Here is a 21,673-nt window from a genome sequence, read left to right on the forward strand (position 1 = left end):
ATGCAATTGGTCTTCAACCTGTTGCACGCAAACGAGGTTTCGCACAAGGCGACCGTCAAGCTTGTCACTTATGATCTCGAAACCTATGGTTGGACAAAAACCGCGCAAAAAATCATTAACAGAAAGGACCGGCTGTTAAAGAATGTGGATATTCCCGTATCGGTAACCTTTTTACCCGTTAAAAGAGCCGTGCACCAGTTTTATACAGGCGAAGCGGATGTCATTTTTCCCGAAGACAATGTGACGACCCCTTACCCCTTTCCTACCATTAGCAGTTTACCGGTGGTTAGAGCCAGGATGTATATCTACACCCGAAAACAGGATCTGGTTATTCGTGATCTGGGATATTTAAAGGGGCTGCGATTGGGGCTCGTCAGGGGGACTTTATATCGCCAGGAGGACGTGGCGGAGATTCGAAACCTGCGGCTGATTCGCAGTGCCAATCAGGAACAGGTGAAAAAAATGCTGCTGACTCGTCGTGTTGACGCAGCTTTGTTGTTCGAGCTCGACGAGGTCGCCTATGGTCCGGGTGTCCGTGAATTTCCTTTTCAATACCACAGAGAAAAACCCTTTATTGATTTGGGGCTTGGTTTCCGCATGCGGATTACGCCGACAACCCAACGTCTTAAAGGACAACTGGACAAACTGATTCGTCTACAATACCAGGACATAAAACCGTGAACATCAGTGTGTTTGATCTTTTCAGTGTGGGTATCGGACCTTCCAGTAGCCATACCGTCGGTCCAATGAAGGCCGCACGTCTGTTTGTCCAGAAATTGCGGGACTTGGGTTATCTAAGTCAGACGCGCCAAGTGCAGGCCAGGATGTATGGTTCCCTTGGCGCCACAGGCACGGGGCACGGAACAGACACCGCGATACTGCTGGGGCTGGAGGGGCTGAAAGAAGACACCGTGGATGTCAAAGCGATTCCAGAGAGACTCAGAAAGATTCGTGATCAAGGCATCATTCATCTAAACGGGGAATGGCCGATTCCCTTTGCCGACAGTGACCTGAAACTGATTGCTGACCGTGAGCTGGATCTGCATCCCAATGGCATGACATTTGAGGCAATCGGGCAGGAGTCAGCGCCACTTCTCTCCCGCAGTTACTATTCCGTGGGAGGGGGTTTTGTTGTGGAAGAGGGGGCTTTCCATCACACCGTGGATACATCGGTTAACGTCATATCCCCTTATCCTTTTGGCTCGGCCACCGAGCTGCTTGAGCAATGTACGAAGAACGCATTGTCCATCGCTGAGATAATGATGGCCAATGAACAGGCAAAGAAAACGCAGGTGGAAATCTGTAGAGAGCTGTTGGCTATTTGGCAAGTGATGCGGGATTGTGTTGTTGCGGGCTTGGAAAATGAGGGTGAGTTACCTGGCGGACTGCGGGTACAGCGCCGAGCCCATCGAATGCATCAACAGTTACTGGCTCGCCCCCAGGCGTCCTACTGCGATCCTTTGTCAGCCATGGATTGGGTGAGTCTCTACGCGCTTGCGGTCAATGAAGAAAATGCAGCGGGAGGGCGGGTTGTGACCGCCCCGACAAATGGCGCTGCCGGCATTATTCCTGCAGTCTTACACTATTACCACCAATTCGTTCCCGGTGCCAATGACGAGGGTATTGTTGATTTCTTGCTTACCGCTGGTGCCGTCGGAATTCTATTCAAACAAAACGCCTCCATCAGTGGTGCCGAAGTCGGTTGTCAGGGGGAGGTGGGTTCGGCCTGTTCAATGGCAGCGGCCGGGTTGACTGCCACTATGGGAGGGACACCCAAGCAGGTGGAAAACGCAGCAGAAATCGCTATGGAACACAATTTGGGATTAACCTGTGATCCCATTGGGGGGTTGGTTCAAATTCCCTGTATTGAACGCAACGCCATGGCGGCGATCAAAGCGATCAACGCCGCCAGGATATCGATGCGAGGTGATGGCTCGCACTTGGTTTCGCTCGACGACGTGATCAGAACCATGAGGGAGACTGGGAGAGATATGCAAGATAAATACAAAGAAACCTCCCGTGGTGGTCTGGCGGTCAACGTTGTACCCACTCCCGTTAACATTATTGAGTGTTGAGAGTATTCAATGAGCGTAAGAAGAGTGAGTCCGACCAGGATACCCAATCGTTATCATATCTATCTTTTGGGTTTGACAGTTTTACTACTGGGTTTCTTCACACGTGTAGCCGCTGACTCTGTAGGTGGCAGGGTCTTCATATTGGGAGACAGTTACTCGGATACCGGAAACCGCGAAACGATTCGCCAAGCTAATAATGAACCTGAATTCGACAGACACCAGTTTTATTACAAACATCGCTCCAGCAACGGCCCCAACTGGATCGACCATCTGTACGGTGAGGAAAGTGTCAGCGCCGCTCTTATGGAGAAACCCCGGCAGCAGGCAACTACTAACATTCACGTCTTCAACTACGCGGTCGCAGGAGCCGCCAGTGGTGATTACGCGCTTTTCCCCAGTGCGAAACATGTAATTCTGCCGGTGGACTTTACGCCTTGGGGAGTCATGAGGCAGCGCTCTGAGTTGGCAAGCCATTGGAGCGACATTGGCGAAGACGACCAGCTTGTCGTGTATGTTGGCTTTAATGACCTCGCCTTAGCTGTTGAATCCCAGAGCATTCCGACATGGCTAAAATATTTTCTAAATTGGTTCACGCCCATTGCATTGGAGCCTATTGATGCCATGGTTGCACACACGGTGGACAACATCATGGACACCGTTCGCTGGGCTCGTGATGCCGGCTTTGGTCGGGTCGTCGTCATAGGCCTGGCAGAGGGAGGAACGGCGCCCATGCATCAGTCTAACCCCAGTGCCTATGGCGATGCAGTCAGGCAATTCAACAGCTTGTTGGCCAGTCGGATTCAGGCAATCCGATCAAAAGGTTCCAACGAAATCGTTTTTGTCGACACTGCCGCGCAATTGACATCACACTTGAGCCTCTTGTCGGGCTCAAACCGGGGGAGTATACCCGTCGCCTGTCTGGTTCAAGGGAAGGTTTGTCGCAACCCGGACCAGCATTTTTTCTGGGACGCCAGTCACCCGACTACCGGCGGACACAGGGTTATTGCGGAGATTCTCCGGCAACCGCTACAAGTGCATTCCATCAATAGACCATAAGTGAAAGAATAGAGGACACACCATGTCAATGACCACCCGAACTGCGCCCGAGGAAATGGATATCTTTCGCGATACCCTGTTGCGCATACTGGATAAGGAAGTTGCGCCGTATTTTGAAACCTGGGAAAAAACGGGCCTGGTGCCCCGCGAGTTGTGGGCGACACTGGGAGCCGCCGGCGTACTTTGTGTTGATATGCCGGAACAGTACGGCTCAGCGGCGGCCGGGTTTGACGTGGCGCAAATGATCTGCGAGGAAATCTCCCGGCGGGGTTACGGTGGTCTCGCTAGCGGATACAACATCCACGCCAACATAGTTGCGCCTTATATTCTTCATCTGGGCAATGACGAGCAAAGGGCGGCCTGGTTGCCAGGCATGATCCGGGGCGAGACCATTGGCTGTATTGGTATGACCGAACCGGGTTGTGGCAGTGATCTCGCGGCCCTCAAAACCAGCGCGGTACGCGATGGTGACGAGTATGTGATCAATGGCTCCAAGACTTTTATCACCAACGGCATCAACTCAGACCTTGCAATTGTCGCCGCTAAGACAGAACCGACCGCCGGTGCCAAGGGTGTGTCGCTGTTTCTGGTAGATGCCACTCTGCCGGGTTTCTCGAAGGGCAAACAAATACAAAAAATTGGTCAACACAGCAGTGATACCGCTGAATTGTTCTTTGACGATTTGCGCATACCGGCCAGCGCCCTGTTGGGCAAGGAAGGCATGGGATTTGTATACTTGATGCAAGAACTGTGTCGCGAGCGGCTTGGTTGCGCGGTTCAGGCCGTGGGGCAGGCCCAAGGAGCCTTGGATATCACTCTGGACTATGTCCAAGCGCGCAAGGCTTTTGGACAGTCGATAGCGGGTTTTCAGAACACGCGCTTCAAGTTAGCCCAGGTCCGTACCGATATTGAAGTGTGCCGTGCCTATGTGGAGAAATGCATTGATCGTTATCTGGCTGGAAGCATGAGCGCAGAAGACGCAGCGATCGTTAAGCTCAGCGCCACGGAAATGCAGTGCCAGGTAGTCAATGAGTGCCTGCAGTTGTTTGGCGGTTATGGCTATACCGCGGAGTATCCCATATCGAGATTCTATGTGGATGCGCGCATCCAGACTATATACGGCGGCACGTCCGAGATCATGAAGGAAGTGATCGCGCGCTCATTGCTGGGCAAATAATGGTAGTTTTGTGTTTTCCTGATTGTCACCATCCGCGATAGCCCAACTCTTTTGAGATCGCCATTGAGGTATTCTGCAGCTGAGTCGTGATTTCAGCCAGAATACCTTCCCCCTGCATAAAAACATCGGGACCAGAGAGATTAATGGCGGCAACCACTTCATTAGCGTAATTGCGAATGGGTGTGGCGATCGCGGTGGCAAAATCAGACTGGCTGATAGCATACCCCTGAGCCTTCTCTTCCTTAATCCTTCTGCGTAGCTCAGGCAGACTCTGGGGGTTGGGTTTGGGTACGCCATCCAGCTGGGCACCAAGGTAGAGTTGTCCCAGGGTATCGTCGCTGAGCCCGCTCAGCAGTATGCGACCCATTGCATTGCTGTGGCTGGGAAGGCGCGTGCCCACGGGAACGTTGACGGACAGGCGCTGTGAAGCCAGTGCACGATAGATATAGAGTGTGTCGCGGCCATCAAGTATGGCCAGGTGGCACGATACTGAAGTCTCATCGCGTAACTGGTTCATGTGCGGTGCGGAGACGTCACTGATGTCACGGCTGGCCAGAAAAGAATAACCCAGTGATACAACGGCCGGGCCAAGCTCGTAAGTGTTGCGAGCGACCTTCTTCAGGTATTGCATTTCCGTCAATGTTTGCACAATGCGGTAAATAGCAGACTTGCTCACGGCCAAGTGCTCCGCAAAGTCATGGGTACTCAGTACACGCTGTTGTTGATTGAATATTTCCAGAATCTTCAAGCCTCTGGCCAGAGCGGGAACCGTATAGTCGTTCTCGTCATTGGTCTTCATGGCTGCACTCCCTTCTTCATGTCATTTCAGGCCGAAAATCTTCAGATATAAAAATTTAGATTGCTCTGTGAATATAACCTGAAAAAACTCTTTTCTGAAGTAAATATTCTCTTGATATATAAATCAAGCGGTCTTATTTTGAATATGCATTGATTCTGAGCACATCAGGTAATCCTTATATATTCAGATATAAACGAAAACTTTATATCTGAATATTTTGGATCTGAGAAAAACAGAATGGATTTATAACGACCGGAGACTCAAAGGGCCGTCCTAATGACCACTGAAAACACCCATTCAAACCCATTTGTCCTCAAGGCAACCTGTAAGGCCAGCAGCGGTATTGTGGCCGCGGTAACCACTTTTCTATCCGAGCGTGGCTGTTACATCAGTGAACTTTCTCAATACGATGATCAGGATACCGGCCGGTTTTTTATGCGCGCTGTTTGTCACATCGAGTCGGGGGATCATGCATTGAGCGACATTCAAGGCCAGTTTCAAGAGGTGGCTGAGCAGTTCGAAATGGAGTGGTCTTTGCACTCCGCCACCACGCCGACCAAAGTTCTCTTAATGGTGAGTAAGTTTGATCACTGTTTGGATGATCTGCTCTATCGCCTGCGCAAAGGGGAGCTGAATATGGAGGTTACTGCCATCGTTTCCAATCACCTCGACTTGCGTCCGATGGCAGAGCGCGAAGGCATCCGTTTTATTTATCTGCCGGTGACAAAGGAGAACAAGCGAGAGCAGGAGTTGGCTCTGCTCGATGTGATTCGAGAAACCGGTACAGAGCTAGTGGTGCTGGCGCGGTACATGCAGATACTGTCGGATTCCCTATGTAAAGAACTCACCGGTCGGGCCATCAACATCCATCACTCCTTTTTGCCCGGCTTTAAGGGCGCCAAGCCCTACCATCAGGCTCACGAGCGCGGGGTCAAACTTATTGGCGCGACGGCTCACTATGTAACGTCAGACCTTGATGAGGGGCCAATCATCGAACAATCCGTACAGCCTGTAGATCATACCTATGGCCCGGATGCACTGGTGGCGGTAGGGCGTGATACCGAAACGGTTGCCTTGGCCAGGGCGGTCAAATTACACGTAGAGCAACGTGTCTTTCTCGATGGCAATAAGACCGTGATCTTCAAGTAAGGAGACTCTCGTGGCCAAGTTGATCAATGGTAAACAAATATCGGCACAGCTGTTGGAGCAGGTATCTGTGCAAGTGCAGCAGCTCAAGGATAATCACGGTGTCACACCGGGGCTTGCCGTTGTGTTGGTGGGGGAGGATCCAGCCAGCCAGGTTTATGTGCGCAATAAAATTCATTCGGCGGCAGAGGCGGGCATCCGCTCGGTAGAGCATCGTCTCAGCGCTGACACCTCTCAGGCAGCACTGGACGAGCTTATCGACAAACTCAATCGAGATTCGGAGATACACGGTATTTTGGTTCAATTGCCTCTACCGGCTCACTTAAATGAAGATGATGTCATTGCCGCCATCGATCCCCTTAAAGATGTCGATGGTTTTCACCCGCTCAATTCTGGCGCGCTCGCGGCGGGTCAAAGCGGTCTGGTGCCATGTACGCCTCTGGGTTGCATGATCATGCTGCAACAAACCCACGGCGATTTGAGTGGCATGACTGCAGTGGTGATCGGGCGATCAAACATCGTGGGGAAACCCATGGCGGCATTGTTGTTACAGGCAAACTGTACAGTGACCATAGCCCATTCCCGCACCCGAGATCTGGCCGATGTTTGTCGTCAGGCCGATATCGTGATCGCCGCGGTGGGGCGAGCGCAGCTGGTAACCGAAGATTGGATCATGCCTGGCGCCACGGTGATCGACGTGGGCATAAATGCTATTGAGCTAGACGGTCGTCGCAAGCTGGTCGGCGATGTGGACTTCAATTCGGTCGAGCCCATTGCAGGTGCTATCACTCCCGTGCCCGGAGGTGTCGGCCCGATGACCATTGCCTGTCTGATGAAAAACACACTGTCTGCTGCGCGGATGCAGCTGTCGATTCCTGATTAAAGGAGGGGCTATGCCTTTTTCACTACTGAAATACGGCCTTAATAAAGACTACCCATTTGAACTCGACGCCGATTTGCCGCGACCGACGGATCTTAAATCCAGCTATGACGTGGTGATCATCGGTGGTGGGGGCCATGGTGTTGCAACCGCCTACTACCTCGCAAAGTATCATGGCATCACTAACGTTGCAGTATTGGAAAAAGGGTATTTGGGGGGTGGAAATACTGCGCGCAACACGGCTGTTATCCGTTCTAACTATTTAACGCCTGAAGGTGTTCGATTTTACAGCCAGTCCGTGGAGATGTTTAAGGATCTCTCCAATGAGTTTGACTTTAACATCATGTACTCAGAACGGGGTCAATTAACCCTGGCTCATACGGATGCCACGGTACGGGCGTTTCGGCAACGTGCGGAAGTGAACAAACATTTCGGTGGCCGCACCGAGCTTATCGGTCCGGATGAGATCCGGGAGCTGGTGCCGACTTTAAATATGAATCCGGCACATTTGCCGGTATTGGCAGGCCTCTGGCACAAGGACGGCGCTACGGCTCGTCACGATGCTGTTGCCTGGGGCTATGCCAAAGGTGCGACCCAGCGGGGAGTGGAGCTCCATCAGTTGACGGAGGTCACCGATGTTGTCGTGGACAATGGCCGAGTCACAGCCATCAAGACCAACCGCGGTACGGTCAAGTGTGGTTGCGCCATTCAAGCCGTGGCCGGCCACAGTTCGTTGATGGCGGCCAAAGCTGGTTTTCGCATGCCCATTACCACCTATCCCTTACAGGCGATGGTGACTCAGCCGGTGAAACCTTTCCTGGACCCACTGGTCAGCTCCTCCGCGCTGCATTGCTATGTACAGCAGACAAGCCGAGGTGAGATTGTGTTTGGGGGCGGGTCCGATCCTTATCCGCTTTATAACACCCGTTCAACTCTGGAGCTTAAAGAAAGTTTGTTGGCTCATGCAATCGAGATGTTTCCGTTTATGGCGGATCTTCGCTTGATGCGTCAATGGGCCGGTATTACGGATATGACCTCCGACTACAGCCCGATCATGGGGCTGAGCCCGGTGGAAAATTACTATCTGGACGCGGGCTGGGGAACCTGGGGCTTCAAATCGACACCCATTTGCGGAAAAACCATGGCCGAGTTGGTGGCCAGTGGCGGCAAGGTTCCCGCGCTGATTGCGCCATTTTCTATGGATCGATTCGACGCCTTCCGTCAGGTCAATGAGATGGGTGCGACGGCGGCCAGCCATTGATGTAAATGCGGCCGATGGCCCGAACAAATCAGCGAGGAGCAGATCCCATGAAAATCATGCACTGTCCACTGAACGGACCCCGCAATATCAGTGAGTTCGTTCACGGTGGCGAGGTCAAAGCCATGCCCGATCCGGCAAATTGTACGGACCATGATTGGGCAGATTATGTTTTCTACACAGATAATAAGGCCGGCGTCGTCGTGGAATGGTGGCTGCACGCGCCTTCCAGCTACTGGTTTATTGCTGAACGTCATACGGTGACCGACGATATTATTCGCACCTATGATCCGTCGGAAGTCTTCAAACAGCGAGTAGAGTTCTCCACAGAAAGTGATGTCTCAACCGAGGCCGGTCAAATGAAACTGAAAGGAGTAGGGGCATGAGCGAGCACGCGCGTTTAGAGAGCCCGATGGGCCTGATGATTGATCGCAATACGCAGGTCAGTTTCTCCTTCGATGGCAAGAAGTATCAAGGTTTCCGCGGCGATTCCATCGCCAGCGCGCTCGCCGCCAACGGCCGTTGGCTGCTGTCACGCTCGTTTAAATACCACCGCCCCCGTGGTCCCTTAACCATGGCTGGGCAGGACGCCAATACGTTAGTTCAACTGGACAAGGAAGCCAACGTGTTGGCGGACAGAGCCCTGGTGGAAAACAACATCAAGGTCAACGGTCAGAACTATAACGGTAGTTTGGAAAATGACCGCGATGCCGTGTTGGGGCATTTTTCTCGATTTATGCCGGTTGGTTTCTACTATCGTTCCTTCTTTAAACCGTTGCCGCTGGCGTCGCTGTTTTCCAAACGTTCTGACTCTTGGCCAATGTGGGAGCCCACTATTCGGAAGAAGGCCGGGTTAGGGGTGTTGGATCTGGACTTTCAACCGCAATACTACGACAAAGCCTACTTGTTCCACGACGTGGTGGTAGTGGGCTCCGGGCCTGCGGGTCTGAGCGCGGCACTGAAAGCGGCCGAGGGTGGCGCCAGTGTGTTATTGGTCGAGGAGCAACCATTGCTTGGCGGTGCGCTGAGTTACCATCGCTTCGATGCGGAGGGCATTCAGGCCGACCAACTGCGCGCGCAACTGTTGAGTAAGGTCGAATGTAACTCCAATATTAAGGTGCTGAAAAACGCAACCTGCAACGGTTGGTTTGCTGATAACTACCTCCCGATCATCCAGGGAAAGCGCATGTACAAGGTGCGGGCCAGGGAGTGCATTGTGGCATCCGGTTCCTTTGAACAGCATGTGGTATTCCGCAATAACGACCTGCCGGGCATTATGATGAGCAGTTCGGCTACGCGACTTATGAAGCACTATGCAGTGAAGCCGGGTCAGCGCGCGCTGGTCTTGACCGGCAATGATGATGGCTATCTTGCGGCTCTGGATCTGCACGACCAGGGCGTTGAAGTTGCTGCTATCGTTGATATGCGTGCGTCTGTTGAATCCGAAGTTTTGGCAAGCGCAGTGAAAGGACGAGGCATTGAAATCCTGACTGGTCATACCGTTTACGAGGCCATACCCACCAAAGGCAATAAGCATGTGCGAGCGGTTGAGGTTCGGGCAATTGCCGCCAGAGGCATCGTCGAACTCGATGGTCGCACCATTGACTGTGATTTGGTGTGTATGTCAGCGGGTTACATGCCGGTGTACCAGCTACTGTGTCAGGCGGGTGGTCAGCTGTCTTACAATGATCAGGCGGCAGAGTTCTCACTGAGCAAGCTGCCCCAGCATCTCCACGTTGCGGGTTCCGTCAATGGTGTGCATGGGCTGAGCGATGTGATGGCAGACGGTGAACGCGCCGCCCTTCAGGCCCTTGAAGCGCTGGGGCTGGTGCAGGATGTCGAAGTGCCAAAAATAAATTGTGATCGTCGTGTTAACTTTGAATGGCCTATCTTCAGTCATCCCAAAGGTAAAGACTTTGTCGATTTTGACGAAGACCTTCAATTGAAGGACATCGTCAACGCGACCCGTCTCGGATATCGGGATGTGCAACTGGTCAAACGCTTCTCCACCGTGGGCATGGGGCCTTCACAGGGCCGTCATTCGGCGCTGCCAACAGCGCGACTGGTGGCCAAGGCCACCAACAGATCGGTTACCGAAACCGGTGTAACTACCGCTCGACCACCATTTTCCCCCGAGAAGTTGGCTCATGTCGCCGGCAGAATCTTTGATCCCTATCGACGCACCACCATGCACCACCGTCATAACGCATTAGGGGCTAAAATGATGCCGGCGGGCAATTGGCAACGCCCGGCGTTCTACGGATCAGCGCAAGACCGTGACCGCTGTATGCAGGCCGAATCCACACACGTTCGCAACAAGGTGGGTGTGATCGATGTCAGTACCTTGGGCGGTATTGAGTTGCGCGGATCGGATGCCGCCGAGTTCATGAATCGTATCTATACTTTCGCATTTCTGAAGCAGCCGGTCGGCAAAACTCGCTACGCGGTACTGACCAATGAGCACGGTGTGGTGATTGACGATGGAGTGGCCTGTCGCATCAGCGACGATCATTTCTATGTAACAGCCACCACCGGAGGTGTAGAGCGGGTTTATCGCGAGATGTTGAAGTGGAACGCGCAGTGGCGTCTGGATGTGGATATTGCCAATGTGACATCCGCCTTCTCCGCGGTCAATCTGGCGGGGCCGCATTCTCGCAAAGTTCTGGAGAAACTGACAGCTGATGTGGATCTGAGCTCAGAAGCATTCCCATATCTCGCCTACCGCGAGGGACATATCGCCAATATTCCCGCTCGCTTGTTACGTGTTGGATTCGTCGGCGAGTTGGGATATGAGATTCACGTACCCTCGCGCTACGGCGAGGCACTGTGGGACGCACTGTTCCAAGCCGGAGAAGAGTTCGATATCCGTCCCTTTGGTGTGGAAACCCAACGATTGCTGCGGCTGGAGAAGGGACACATCATTGTCAGCCAGGACACCGATGGCATGAGTCACCCCGGTGAACTGTCACTGGAGTGGGCGGTAAATCGTAAAAAGCCTTTCTTTGTCGGTCGTCGATCAGTCGACATAGTCATGGCTCAACCGCAAACTCGAAAGCTGGTGGGATTTACCTTGCCAAAAGATGCCATTAAACCGGAAGAAGGGCATCTGGTGCTCAAGGGTAAGGATATCAGTGGCAATGTCACCTCCTGTGAGTATTCACCCACCGTTGATGCCATTATCGGATTGGCCTATGTTGGAGAGGACCAGTGTCAGACTGGAAGCCGTTTTCCCATTCGGGTAGATAACGGGTTCCAGGTGGAAGCCGAGGTGGTTGATCTGCCTTTCTTTGATCCCAACAATGATCGCCAAACGCTTTAAGCAGAGAGAACTAGACCCATGAGTGCAATAAGTCCGGAATCGTTCCTAAAACGCAGCGCTGTATACCGAAATCTGACCGGCGCGCGTTTCAAAGAGATGGCAGGCAGCGCCATTGTAGCTGCTAACAATAATGGCAGTGACAAGGCAACAAGGTCAGGCCTGCTGGATTTGTCAACGTTACCGCGTGTGGGGTATCGCGGGGGGAATGCGGCGTCGTTTCTGGAAACTGTTGATTTACCCGTGCCGTCGAAGCCAAATCAATTTTTACAGGCGTCCGGTGGTGAATTGGTTTTGCGTCTGAGCCCGCAGGAATTCTGGGTGTTATCTGCCTTGCGTGATGAGGGCGAAAATATTGAGGCGCTACGGCGCCGGCAATTGCCCACATCGGACTGCTACTCACTATACTGTCAGGACAGCCATGCATGGTTAGTGATGACGGGTGAACACTTGCCTCAAACGTTGGCGAAAGTATGTGGTGTGGATCTAAGTGATGAAGCCTTTCCCGTCGGTGCTATTGCACAGACCTCCGTGGCTCGGATTAATGTGATAGTGGTCCATCACGAAGTGAACAACATTCCTTGCTTTTCGCTGTTGTGTGACAGCGCAGCCGCAGAATACTTGTGGGACTGCTTGCTCGATGCGATGGGTGAGTTTGGTGGGGAAGCTGTGGGTATCGAATGCCTTGTTCAGAACCTAAGCGGTAAGAATTAGGACAACAGAGGTTAACGCTATAGGAAGATCTGTCCTATTCTTTAGAACGTACTTCAAAATGCCTCTATAGTCCTGCATGAAACTACAAGCCAGTTTGGATATAAAGGCCTGTCAGGATATTGCCAATCGATATAACGGTTCGAGTAGTGGTTCGGCTGCCGGCTGGTGTTGTAAGCAATAGTCAAAGTGGTTGTGTTCATGTGGGCATAAACAATGTCAGAATCGAACGAAGAAAAACCTAAGAGATCCAGGCCGTCAGCGTTGCTATCTGCCTACGAAGCGCACCTGCGAGCTTTAAAACGGTTTGTCTCACGCCTCGTAAAGAATCAAAGTGATGTGGAAGATATCGTACAAGAGGCCTTTCTCCTTGCCTACAACGCAGAGAGAGGCAAGGATATTGCCCAGCCTAAATCCTATTTGTTCAGGACTGCCAAGCATGTCTCTTTAAACCACCTGCGTCAGGCAACTCGCCGTCCTACGGAGTTTTTGGAAGACAGCGCAGAGTCGTCGGAAGCTCTTATTAGTGACTTCACATTGGAAGATGAGGTAATGGCCCAACAGAAGTTGGGGATTCATTGTGAGGCGGTCGCGACACTACCGGAAAAGTGCCGCAAGGTCTATTTGATGCGTAAAGTCTATGCGATGAGTCATAAAGAAATAGCAGATACTCTGGGGATTACAGTCAGTACTGTAGAAACACATATCGAAAAAGGCTTCGCTCGTTGCACTGAATATGTCCGCCACAGAATGGGTGATGGAGCAGTGCGTCGCGAACAGCCGGTAAGGAAACGGGGAGCCTAATCATGGATAACGTACACAATTTCCAATGTAAGGAAACCATCAGATCAGAAGCCCGAGCCTGGGTCTTGAAGTTCAATCAGGACATAGCGCCCACGGATGAGGATATTCTGAATCTGCGTGCGTGGACTGAACGCAGCCCGGTACATCGGGCTGAGTTGGAGTTTGCTGAGCAATGCTGGGTCGACGCCGACCTGCTGTCCGAGCTGGCGGTACCCACACCAAAAAGGGAGACAAAGAGGGCCTTTGACCCATGGGGAGTCCTATCAAACCCCATTAGGTCTCTCAGTTCAGGAGGGGGGATGGCGATTGCGGCCTCTTTGGGAATCGTTGTTACCGTAGCATTGCTCTTACTCAAAACACCCTCTATCAACGAAAGCAGTATCTATGAAACAACGATAGGTGAGCAGCAGGTAGTGCTCCTGCCTGACAATTCCAGGATGCACCTGGATACAAACAGTAAGATAGAGGTAAACTTTAGTGATGATATAAGGGCAATCCGGTTGCTTCGTGGTAAGGCTCATTTTGAAGTACAAAAAGACAGCAACCGTCCGTTTGACGTCTATGCCGGTGGAGGTAGCGCCCGGGCAGTGGGAACGGCCTTTTCGGTGTATCTATCCAATAGAGAAATGCAAGTGACGGTAACGGAAGGTATTGTAGAGTTAGCTCGTATCGATGCCTCTGATGTGACTGAAAAGGCGCCTGAGAGCATTCCTCGCCGCGTACTTCTCTCTATGGAACGAGGTCAGAGCGCTACCCTGAATAAAGGCCAGGTACAACTCAGTAATCTGAAGGACAAAGAGCTGGATCGGGAAATGTCATGGAAGAAGGGTTTATTGATCTTCGCCGGAGACCCTCTTCACAAGGTTATATCAGAGGTCAACCGCTATACTGACGTTACTATTGAAATATCGGATCCTGAACTTCGGGATCTGGCCATAGGCGGTCGTTTTAGAATCGGTGAACTGGATGCGCTCTTTGATGCGCTAACGCTGGGCTTCAACGTAGAGGTCAGTTACGTGGACGACTCTCATATACAATTACAAGCATCAACGCTGCAATGAACTATTCTAAAAGATAAAGGTCATCAAAACAGGGACTCACAAGAGACTGACACTGTCCCCAACAATAGTGGCTTATGAAAGATTCTCTTTTGGCAATCACACTGATTATCGGATTTTTTTTCGCTGTCAGTGCAAAGTCCGGCGAAGAAAGAAAGTTTCGAATTAAATTGCCAAGCCAGACAGTTGCCGAGTCATTGGCAGACATATCGGATCAACTTGACATACTCCTGCTCTTTCCCTACGAAATGGCCAGTAAACTCCCTGCCAATGCGATTGATGGCCGCTATACGTTGGCTAAAGCACTAGAGATAATGCTGGATGGGACGGGATATATCGGCGAACTGTCGGATAAGGGCGTTTTGGTCGTCTCCATTTCTAAATCCTCTGGGGAAAATAACGAGTCATTTGGCGAGCGGGTTGAAGATGAAGATTCTACCTACATATTGCAGGAAGTTATCGTTACCGCGCAAAAAAGAGAGCAAAACGCACAGCATGTGGGTATCGCCATAAGCTCATTCAATGACGAACAAATCTCAACCATGGGTTTCAGTAAGTCTACCGATGTTATTCACTATGTGTCCGGAGTTAATTTTACAGGATCAACCGCCGGTCAACACAAGATGTTTAACATTCGCGGTGTCGCCCAGCAGGACTACAACGATACTGCCGAATCGCCAAATGCGGTGTATATGGATGAAACCTATTATGCCGCTACCTATTTGCAGCGGTTTGGTATGTTCGATTTGGAGCGGGTGGAAATACTCAAAGGGCCACAAGGTACGCTTTTTGGAAGAAATGCAACCGGAGGTTTGGGGCATTTCATATCCAAAAAACCCACAGATGACTTTGATGCCTATGTAGACATTGAGTATGGGTCTCATAATAAGGCAAAAATAGAGTCCGCCGTGGGTGGCAAGCTATCTACCTCAGTCAACGGCCGTCTGGCGATGATGTTTGAGCGCCACGACCCCATCTATAACAACGAATTTGCAGGGGCGGATGATACCTGGGATGAAGACATCTGGGGATATCGCGCGCATCTTGATTGGCAAATCAATGACAGCTTAAACGGAATATTTACGTTCCACCGAGCCAGGGAGGAGATCTCTTCAGCTCATTATCAGAGCTTTCCCAGTATTGCAGTCTTCGATGAACACGGAAACCAGATCGAAGCGATGCGTTTACCGAGTGGTTCGACGGAAACAAGAGTGGCAATACAAAAAACAGATGACGGCGAAATAAATCGGTGTCCTGTCAATAATGCCGGCTGCTTTATTAATTTTCTGGACGCCCAACCGGGCCAAGGTAGCTTTCTCTCTCTGTCACCTGGTGAACTTGGTGAAGGGTCTCCGGCCTATGACATAGGCATTTCGCATAGGCCAGTCCCAGGAGGAGATATTGATGGATATCGTGATCCGGATCTCAATGACTTGACAATGAGAAGTGATTTTTCGCAAGCAGACTCAAACAGCTACTCTCTGACCGGCGCAACGGTAAAGTTTATCTGGTTGTTAAATGACGAGGGATGGGTTTTAAACTCAATAACTGATTATAAACACGCTACCAAAATCAACTTTTTGGATACCGAAGGGTCACCCAGTAATTCGACAGTATTTTATGCTTTGGCGAAATCAGATCAATGGTCTCAAGAGTTTCGACTACATGGCGAGAGTGATGATTTTCAATGGGTCGCTGGTGTGTTTCTCTTGGGAGTAAAAAGTTACGATGTTGATACAGGGCTTCTGTTCCTGCCGGAAACAGCTGGCGGCAACGCGATCAGTCGATTTCGAAATACAACTGTACTGGTGAATCAGGGTTATTTACCAATCAGCTCACTGCCGAGTCCTGGTCAAAACAGTCATATCACACAGGATACAGAATCTTATTCAGTGTTCGGACAGTTTGAATACGAACTTTCGGATTCCTGGGTTCTCACTGCTGGATTGCGGAGTATTCTGGAAAAGAAGCGTTATGATCACATCACGCAACTGCGAGATCTAGACGGCAATGTATTGATCAACGACCTGGTATCAATTGACAACGGCTTCGACTTCAACACGCGAGTCGAAGGGGAAGAGTCAAAGGAAACTCTGTGGTCGGGCAAGCTACACTTGGATTGGAAACCCAGCGACAATCTACTGGTTTATGCGGGAGTAAATCGTGGCGTCAAGGCCGGTGGGTTTAACGCTAAACTCGGCACAGCGCCTCCTGTACCGCCCAAGTTTGAGTATAAACCCGAAGTATTGACCGCCTACGAAATTGGATTTAAGTCCACTCTTTTCAAAGGTAGTACCCGAATTAATGCGTCCGCCTATTATTATGACTATAAGGATAATCAATCATTTCAATATTTCGGTCAACAAAACTACGTGATTAACGTCGACGCTGTTAACAGAGGAGTGGAGCTGGAACTGATATCCAACCCAACGAGTCAGATCGAGCTAATGTTTAGCGCGAGCTACATAGATGCGACATTAATGGATGTACCATTTTCAAGTGGCGCTTTCAATTCTACGGGTATTGGCGCTGAAGTCAGGCTCTTGGATCGTGAACCCGCTTATACACCAAAAACAAGCTATTTTGGTCTAATGAGATACGAATCGGAGTCCCCCTTTAGCAACGGGAAATTCTACTGGCAATACGATTTCTTCTATTCAGACTCCTATTTTACTTTCGTTACCAACTATGACGCCACCAAAATGAACGATAGTTTGGTGCACAACTTGAGACTGGGTTATCTTTCCGGTGATGAAAAGTGGGGAATTGACCTGTCACTGGAAAATGTCGCAGATGAACGCTATGGGGAGATATCATTCGACTATTCATCCATCTGTGGCTGTAGCGACTATGCGGTATCAGGAAAGCCTCGATGGGCTAGTGCATCAATTTACTATCGTTGGAATTGATGTTCTTGAAAAAATTGAAATACGAGTAGTGGTTACCACAAGCATCGGTGTTGTAGTAAGTAAGGATACAGCTTTTTCATACTTCAACAGCAGGGTTTTGGCGTGAGAATTAACCTGATAATTTGGATTCTAGGTTTATTGGTAACAGTAGGCGCCAGATCAGACAATCATGTAGTTCACCATATCTCTCTTCCTGCTCAATCTGTGGCTGAGTCTCTCGTAGACCTATCCGAGCAATTGGATGTGGCTCTTATCTTTCCATACACAGTTGCCAGGCAATTGAATGCCAAGTCGGTAAATGGATTGTATACCTTACCTGAAGTCCTCGAGGTACTGTTCGAGGGAACGGATTTTCAGGGAGGGCTCTCTAAAGATGGTGTTTTGATCATACTTTACCCAGGTTTCGACACAAAGAGAAATCAGATTCAGTCCAAGAAAAGTCTGCGATAAGCAAATATCTTAGACCCCAACCTAAATCGAATTTAACCGTACAGAGGTCAGGTTTGACTCAATATCAGGAACTATTTCGAGCGTTCAAAATGGGATCGCTTGAGCTCAGAAATCGATTGGTCATGGCGCCAATGACTCGACATTACTCCCCCAACAATATACCTGATGATCAGGTGGCAGCCTATTATGGAAGGAGAGCCAGGGGTGGCATAGGGATGATTATTACGGAGGGGACCTGCGTTGGGCATCGAGCCGCAAATGCATCGGAAAACGTACCCTTTATGTATGGAAGCAACGCTCTGGCTGGCTGGAAGGCGGTCGTTGACGAGGTGCACCACGGGGGAGCTGCCATCGCTGCCCAGCTTTGGCATGTAGGGGCCGTTCGCAGTAAGGGCGTCGCCCCTTACCCCCAGGCGCCGGGTATCGCTCCCTCAGGTATCGAGATGCCCGAGGGCAATGATATACATGAGATGACGACGAGAGACATTGAAGATGTTATCGAGGCCTTCCGTCGGGCCGCTGTGGATGCGAAGGAAATCGGGTTCGACGCCATTGAGATTCACGGCGCGCATGGATATCTGATCGACCAGTTTTTTTGGAGCCAATCCAACAGACGCGAAGACAGATATGGAGGAAGCCTGCTTAATCGAGCCAGATTCGCCGCCGAGATTGTCAGTGAAATTCGTCGTTCTGTTGGAATTGACTTCCCAATCATCTTCAGGTGGTCACAGTGGAAGGAACAGGATCTTACAACCAAACTTGTAGAAAGCCCGACTGATCTGGCCGTTTTTCTTCAGCCACTGGTTGATGCTGGCGTTGATATGTTTCACTGCTCTACCCACCGCTACTGGGAGCCGGAGTTTGACGGTAGTAGTTTAAATCTGGCCGGGTGGACAAAGAAACTCACAGGCAAACCCACTATTACGGTCGGTAGTATAGGGTTGGGGGACAAACTTCACGAGGACGAATCGGAATTGCAGCGGGACGTAGACCGAAATCTAAAAAATCTTGTACATCGACTAAAATGTGACGAATTCGACCTTGCTGCTGTCGGAAGACCTGTTATTGCCAATCCCTCCTGGGCAAATATAGTAAAGGAAGGAAGATACACTGATCTGTTGCCCTACCGAAAATCACTGTTAAATTCTCTTTACTAGCTCAATCGCATTCGAATGTAATTCTCCTGTCGCCGCCGAGTTTCTGTTCCGAGCAGCTGATCTCCGGCTGCTTATGCGATGTACTCGCGTATAACCTCCATTGCAATTCACCGATCCAAAAACTCATTCAATAAAGTTTTTTCACATCAAAAAAAAATTATTATCGAGTAGTGGTAATTACAATTCTTGGTGTTGTAGTTATTGAAGACAAAAAGAAAGTCAGTTCAAGATCAGAAAAATCGTTGTTTTGTGAGAGTCTATTGAGAGGGTAGGATGTGATGGTTCATTTTAATAAAAGTAAATTGGTATTGGGTCTTTTTACATCTATTAGTTCATTGGCGACAATGAGTCTGGATGTTAACGCTGCATCAAGAAGCTCAGTGCTAGAGGAAGTTATAGTTACGGCTCAAAAACGTGAACAGAATTCCCAGGATGTGGGTATCGCGATAAGTGCTATGAGCGGTGAGCAGATGGAAGCACTGGGATTTAGCGAAACAACGGACGTCATCAACTTCACTTCCGGAGTCAACTTCACGGGGTCGACGGCAGGACAACACAAGATGTTCAACATCCGCGGTGTTGCTCAACAGGACTACAATGATACTTCAGAGTCACCTAATGCTGTATATATTGACGAAACCTACTTGGCAGCCACCTACCTCCAGCGGTTTGGTATGTTCGACATGGAGCGTGTTGAAGTCCTTAAGGGGCCGCAGGGTACGCTGTTTGGACGAAATGCGACCGGGGGACTCGGTCACTTCATTACCAATAAACCGACCGACGTCTTCGAAGCGAAGTTAAGCGTAGGGTACGGATCATACAATGAATCCAAATTGGAAGGATCGGTAAGCGGCAGTATCAGCGATAATCTGAAAGGTCGCTTCGCAATGATGTATGAAGGCCATGACCCCATCTACAAAAATGACTTTCCGGGCGCGGACGATACCTGGGATGAGGATACCTGGGGGATCCGAGCTCACTTGGAGTGGGACATAAGCGACGATGTGACGGCTCTTTTTACGCTTCATCGCGGACGGGAAGAGATTTCATCCGCACACTATCAGAGTTTTCCCAGTATCGCCGTATTCGATGAGCATGGGAATCAGATAGAAGCTTATCGTCTTCCTGAAGGCTCTACTGAGACAAGAGTTGCCATTCAGCAGACACCGGCTGGCGACATTAATGCATGCCCTTTCAACAATGCAGGCTGTTTTATCAATTTTCTGGATGTTGCTCCGGGTGAAGGGAATTTCCTCTCTTTGCCGGCGGGTGCACTTGGGCCTGGATCACCCAGTTATGATATCGGTGTCGGTGTTCGACCTGTTCCGGGTGCAGACATCGATGGCTATAGAGACTCTGATATCGAAAATCTCAGAATTAGCAGTGACTATTCAGTTGCTGACGCCAACAGCTATTCTCTGACTGGAGCTACAGCGAAGTTTACCTGGGATATTGCTGACACAGATATCGTTCTAACGTCGATTACCGATTTTAAACATACGACCAAAGTAGACTATCTGGATACAGAAGGCTCGCCTAGCAACTCCACCGTTTTTTACGCGCTGGCGAAGGGAAATCAGTGGTCTCAAGAGATCCGCCTTAATGGTCAAACCGATCGCGCCCGTTGGGTTGCAGGCGGATTCTATCTGCACATCAAGAATTACGACGTAAACACCGGCTTGCTGCTACCTCCGACTACAGCAAATGGAAATGCGGTTAACCGTTTTCAAAATACCTCGGACCTGGTGAATGCAGGGCTGCTTCCTGTAAGCCTACTGCCAAATCCCGGACAGAACAGTAGTATTGACCAGGAGACCGAATCCTACTCCATTTTCGGACAGATGGACTACGACCTCACTGATACCCTGGTTCTGACGGCGGGTGCCAGACTTATTCGCGAGGAAAAAGAATACGATCATATTACCCAGATGCGATCTCTGGATGGCACCGTGCTGGTTAACGATCTGGTTTCTATCGAAAACGGTTTTCTTTTTGACACACTGGTTGATGGAGAGGAATCAGAGGAAACACTTTGGTCTGGAAAAATCCAACTGGACTGGACCCCGAATGAAGACTTACTTGTTTATGGCGGTGTGAACAGAGGTGTGAAGGCCGGCGGCTTCAATGCCAAGCTGGGAACAGCTCCTCCGGTACCACCTGCATTTGAATACGATCCGGAAATTTTAACCGCCTATGAAATTGGTTTTAAATCAACGATCTTTGGTGGTACTACACGCTTTAATGGTTCAGCTTACTACTACGATTACGATGACAATCAGTCCTTTCAGTATTTTGGACTTCAGAACTACGTGATCAACGTTGATGCGGTCAACAAAGGTGTGGAATTCGACATTACTTCCAATCCCATCGACGGCCTGGATCTGATGTTTAATGTCGGATACATCGATGCCACCCTGGAAGATGTGCCTTTTGCCACCGGAGAATTTGGTCCAAATGGTGTAGGCAACGACGTCAGATTGCTTGACAAAAAACCAGCGTATACACCGAAGATAAGCTATTCGGGGCTGGCCCGCTATGAATGGGATTCACCCTTCTCCGACGGAAGCCTATACGTCCAGTATGACTTCTTCTATTCAGACTCCTATTACACCTTTGTCACCAATTATGAGGCTACGGAAATGGAGGATCATCTGGTCCACAACTTCCGACTTGGTTACACCTCGGAAGACAGAAGCTGGGGTGTTGATTTGGTACTGGAGAACGTAGAAGACGAACGCTACAGCGAAATTGCCTTTGAATTCTCTTCTATCTGTGGTTGCAGTGACTACGCGGTATCTGGCAAGCCCCGTTGGGCGAGTGCCACGGTTTACTACAACTGGGACTAACCCCGCGCGGTTTCTAAGCTAGCCAATTTAA

Annotated in this window: 16 protein-coding genes; 15 read left to right on the top strand and 1 reads right to left on the bottom strand. The window is 50.3% G+C overall.

Features of this window, described 5'->3' with window-relative positions:
- The 4 genes from HBA55_RS23015 to HBA55_RS23030 are packed head-to-tail and all read left to right on the top strand — an operon-like array spanning position 1 to position 4,308.
- Positions 1-681, top strand: a complete 681-nt coding sequence (locus HBA55_RS23015) for a type 2 periplasmic-binding domain-containing protein (RefSeq protein ID WP_166996195.1) — start codon at positions 1-3, stop codon at positions 679-681.
- Complete coding sequence (locus tag HBA55_RS23020) at positions 678-2,075, top strand: L-serine ammonia-lyase (protein ID WP_166996197.1); 1,398 nt, start codon at positions 678-680, stop codon at positions 2,073-2,075. The genes HBA55_RS23015 and HBA55_RS23020 overlap by 4 nt, the downstream gene beginning before the upstream one ends.
- Before the next feature lie 9 nt (positions 2,076-2,084).
- Entirely contained in the window at positions 2,085-3,131 is a 1,047-nt protein-coding gene (locus HBA55_RS23025; protein WP_166996199.1) for an SGNH/GDSL hydrolase family protein, read from the top strand.
- Positions 3,132-3,159: 28 nt separating this feature from the next.
- Positions 3,160-4,308, top strand: a complete 1,149-nt coding sequence (locus HBA55_RS23030) for an acyl-CoA dehydrogenase family protein (RefSeq protein ID WP_166996200.1) — start codon at positions 3,160-3,162, stop codon at positions 4,306-4,308.
- A gap of 25 nt (positions 4,309-4,333) precedes the next feature.
- Here the strand turns inward: HBA55_RS23030 and HBA55_RS23035 are convergent, their stop codons facing one another.
- The gene (locus HBA55_RS23035) at positions 4,334-5,107 is read right to left on the bottom strand and encodes an IclR family transcriptional regulator (RefSeq protein ID WP_166996202.1); all 774 of its coding nucleotides are present in this window, start codon (positions 5,105-5,107) and stop codon (positions 4,334-4,336) included.
- Positions 5,108-5,383: 276 nt separating this feature from the next.
- Here HBA55_RS23035 and purU point away from each other — a divergent pair, with 276 nt between their 5' ends.
- From purU to HBA55_RS23090, 11 genes are all read left to right on the top strand, one after another.
- Positions 5,384-6,256, top strand: coding sequence for a formyltetrahydrofolate deformylase (gene purU, locus HBA55_RS23040; RefSeq protein WP_166996204.1), 873 nt, complete (start codon positions 5,384-5,386; stop codon positions 6,254-6,256).
- Between the two features lie 10 nt (positions 6,257-6,266).
- On the top strand, positions 6,267-7,136 hold the full coding sequence (gene folD / locus HBA55_RS23045) for a bifunctional methylenetetrahydrofolate dehydrogenase/methenyltetrahydrofolate cyclohydrolase FolD (protein ID WP_166996206.1): 870 nt from the start codon (positions 6,267-6,269) through the stop codon (positions 7,134-7,136).
- Between the two features lie 10 nt (positions 7,137-7,146).
- On the top strand, positions 7,147-8,394 hold the full coding sequence (locus tag HBA55_RS23050) for an FAD-dependent oxidoreductase (protein WP_166996208.1): 1,248 nt from the start codon (positions 7,147-7,149) through the stop codon (positions 8,392-8,394).
- 47 nt (positions 8,395-8,441) lie between these two features.
- Positions 8,442-8,777: a sarcosine oxidase subunit delta gene (locus tag HBA55_RS23055; protein ID WP_166996210.1), complete on the top strand. Its 336-nt coding sequence runs from the start codon at positions 8,442-8,444 to the stop codon at positions 8,775-8,777.
- A complete protein-coding gene (locus tag HBA55_RS23060; protein ID WP_166996212.1) occupies positions 8,774-11,710 on the top strand; it encodes a 2Fe-2S iron-sulfur cluster-binding protein in 2,937 nt (978 codons plus the stop codon). The genes HBA55_RS23055 and HBA55_RS23060 overlap by 4 nt, the downstream gene beginning before the upstream one ends.
- A gap of 18 nt (positions 11,711-11,728) precedes the next feature.
- A complete protein-coding gene (locus HBA55_RS23065; protein ID WP_206019936.1) occupies positions 11,729-12,421 on the top strand; it encodes a sarcosine oxidase subunit gamma in 693 nt (230 codons plus the stop codon).
- A gap of 213 nt (positions 12,422-12,634) precedes the next feature.
- Entirely contained in the window at positions 12,635-13,222 is a 588-nt protein-coding gene (locus tag HBA55_RS23070) for an RNA polymerase sigma factor (RefSeq protein ID WP_166996214.1), read from the top strand.
- A 2-nt stretch (positions 13,223-13,224) separates the two neighbouring features.
- Positions 13,225-14,283: a FecR family protein gene (locus tag HBA55_RS23075; RefSeq protein WP_166996216.1), complete on the top strand. Its 1,059-nt coding sequence runs from the start codon at positions 13,225-13,227 to the stop codon at positions 14,281-14,283.
- Between the two features lie 74 nt (positions 14,284-14,357).
- Positions 14,358-17,189, top strand: a complete 2,832-nt coding sequence (locus HBA55_RS23080; protein ID WP_166996218.1) for a TonB-dependent receptor — start codon at positions 14,358-14,360, stop codon at positions 17,187-17,189.
- Positions 17,190-17,692: 503 nt separating this feature from the next.
- Positions 17,693-18,796, top strand: coding sequence for an NADH:flavin oxidoreductase (locus HBA55_RS23085; protein ID WP_166996220.1), 1,104 nt, complete (start codon positions 17,693-17,695; stop codon positions 18,794-18,796).
- A gap of 278 nt (positions 18,797-19,074) precedes the next feature.
- Positions 19,075-21,642, top strand: coding sequence for a TonB-dependent receptor (locus HBA55_RS23090; protein ID WP_240946247.1), 2,568 nt, complete (start codon positions 19,075-19,077; stop codon positions 21,640-21,642).
- Positions 21,643-21,673 lie beyond the last annotated feature (31 nt).

This window comes from Pseudomaricurvus alkylphenolicus, from assembly GCF_011683955.1.
Classification (GTDB): domain Bacteria; phylum Pseudomonadota; class Gammaproteobacteria; order Pseudomonadales; family Cellvibrionaceae; genus Pseudomaricurvus; species Pseudomaricurvus alkylphenolicus.

Excerpts from the sequence above, each read along its gene's own strand:
- HBA55_RS23015 (WP_166996195.1), top strand. The coding sequence starts at position 1 with ATGCAATTGGTCTTCAACCTGTTGCACGCAAACGAGGTTTCGCACAAG.
- HBA55_RS23025 (WP_166996199.1), top strand. The coding sequence starts at position 2,085 with ATGAGCGTAAGAAGAGTGAGTCCGACCAGGATACCCAATCGTTATCAT.
- HBA55_RS23030 (WP_166996200.1), top strand. The coding sequence starts at position 3,160 with ATGACCACCCGAACTGCGCCCGAGGAAATGGATATCTTTCGCGATACC.
- HBA55_RS23035 (WP_166996202.1), bottom strand. The coding sequence starts at position 5,107 with ATGAAGACCAATGACGAGAACGACTATACGGTTCCCGCTCTGGCCAGA.
- purU (WP_166996204.1), top strand. The coding sequence starts at position 5,384 with ATGACCACTGAAAACACCCATTCAAACCCATTTGTCCTCAAGGCAACC.
- HBA55_RS23050 (WP_166996208.1), top strand. The coding sequence starts at position 7,147 with ATGCCTTTTTCACTACTGAAATACGGCCTTAATAAAGACTACCCATTT.
- HBA55_RS23055 (WP_166996210.1), top strand. The coding sequence starts at position 8,442 with ATGAAAATCATGCACTGTCCACTGAACGGACCCCGCAATATCAGTGAG.
- HBA55_RS23060 (WP_166996212.1), top strand. The coding sequence starts at position 8,774 with ATGAGCGAGCACGCGCGTTTAGAGAGCCCGATGGGCCTGATGATTGAT.
- HBA55_RS23065 (WP_206019936.1), top strand. The coding sequence starts at position 11,729 with ATGAGTGCAATAAGTCCGGAATCGTTCCTAAAACGCAGCGCTGTATAC.
- HBA55_RS23070 (WP_166996214.1), top strand. The coding sequence starts at position 12,635 with ATGTCAGAATCGAACGAAGAAAAACCTAAGAGATCCAGGCCGTCAGCG.
- HBA55_RS23075 (WP_166996216.1), top strand. The coding sequence starts at position 13,225 with ATGGATAACGTACACAATTTCCAATGTAAGGAAACCATCAGATCAGAA.
- HBA55_RS23080 (WP_166996218.1), top strand. The coding sequence starts at position 14,358 with ATGAAAGATTCTCTTTTGGCAATCACACTGATTATCGGATTTTTTTTC.
- HBA55_RS23090 (WP_240946247.1), top strand. The coding sequence starts at position 19,075 with ATGGTTCATTTTAATAAAAGTAAATTGGTATTGGGTCTTTTTACATCT.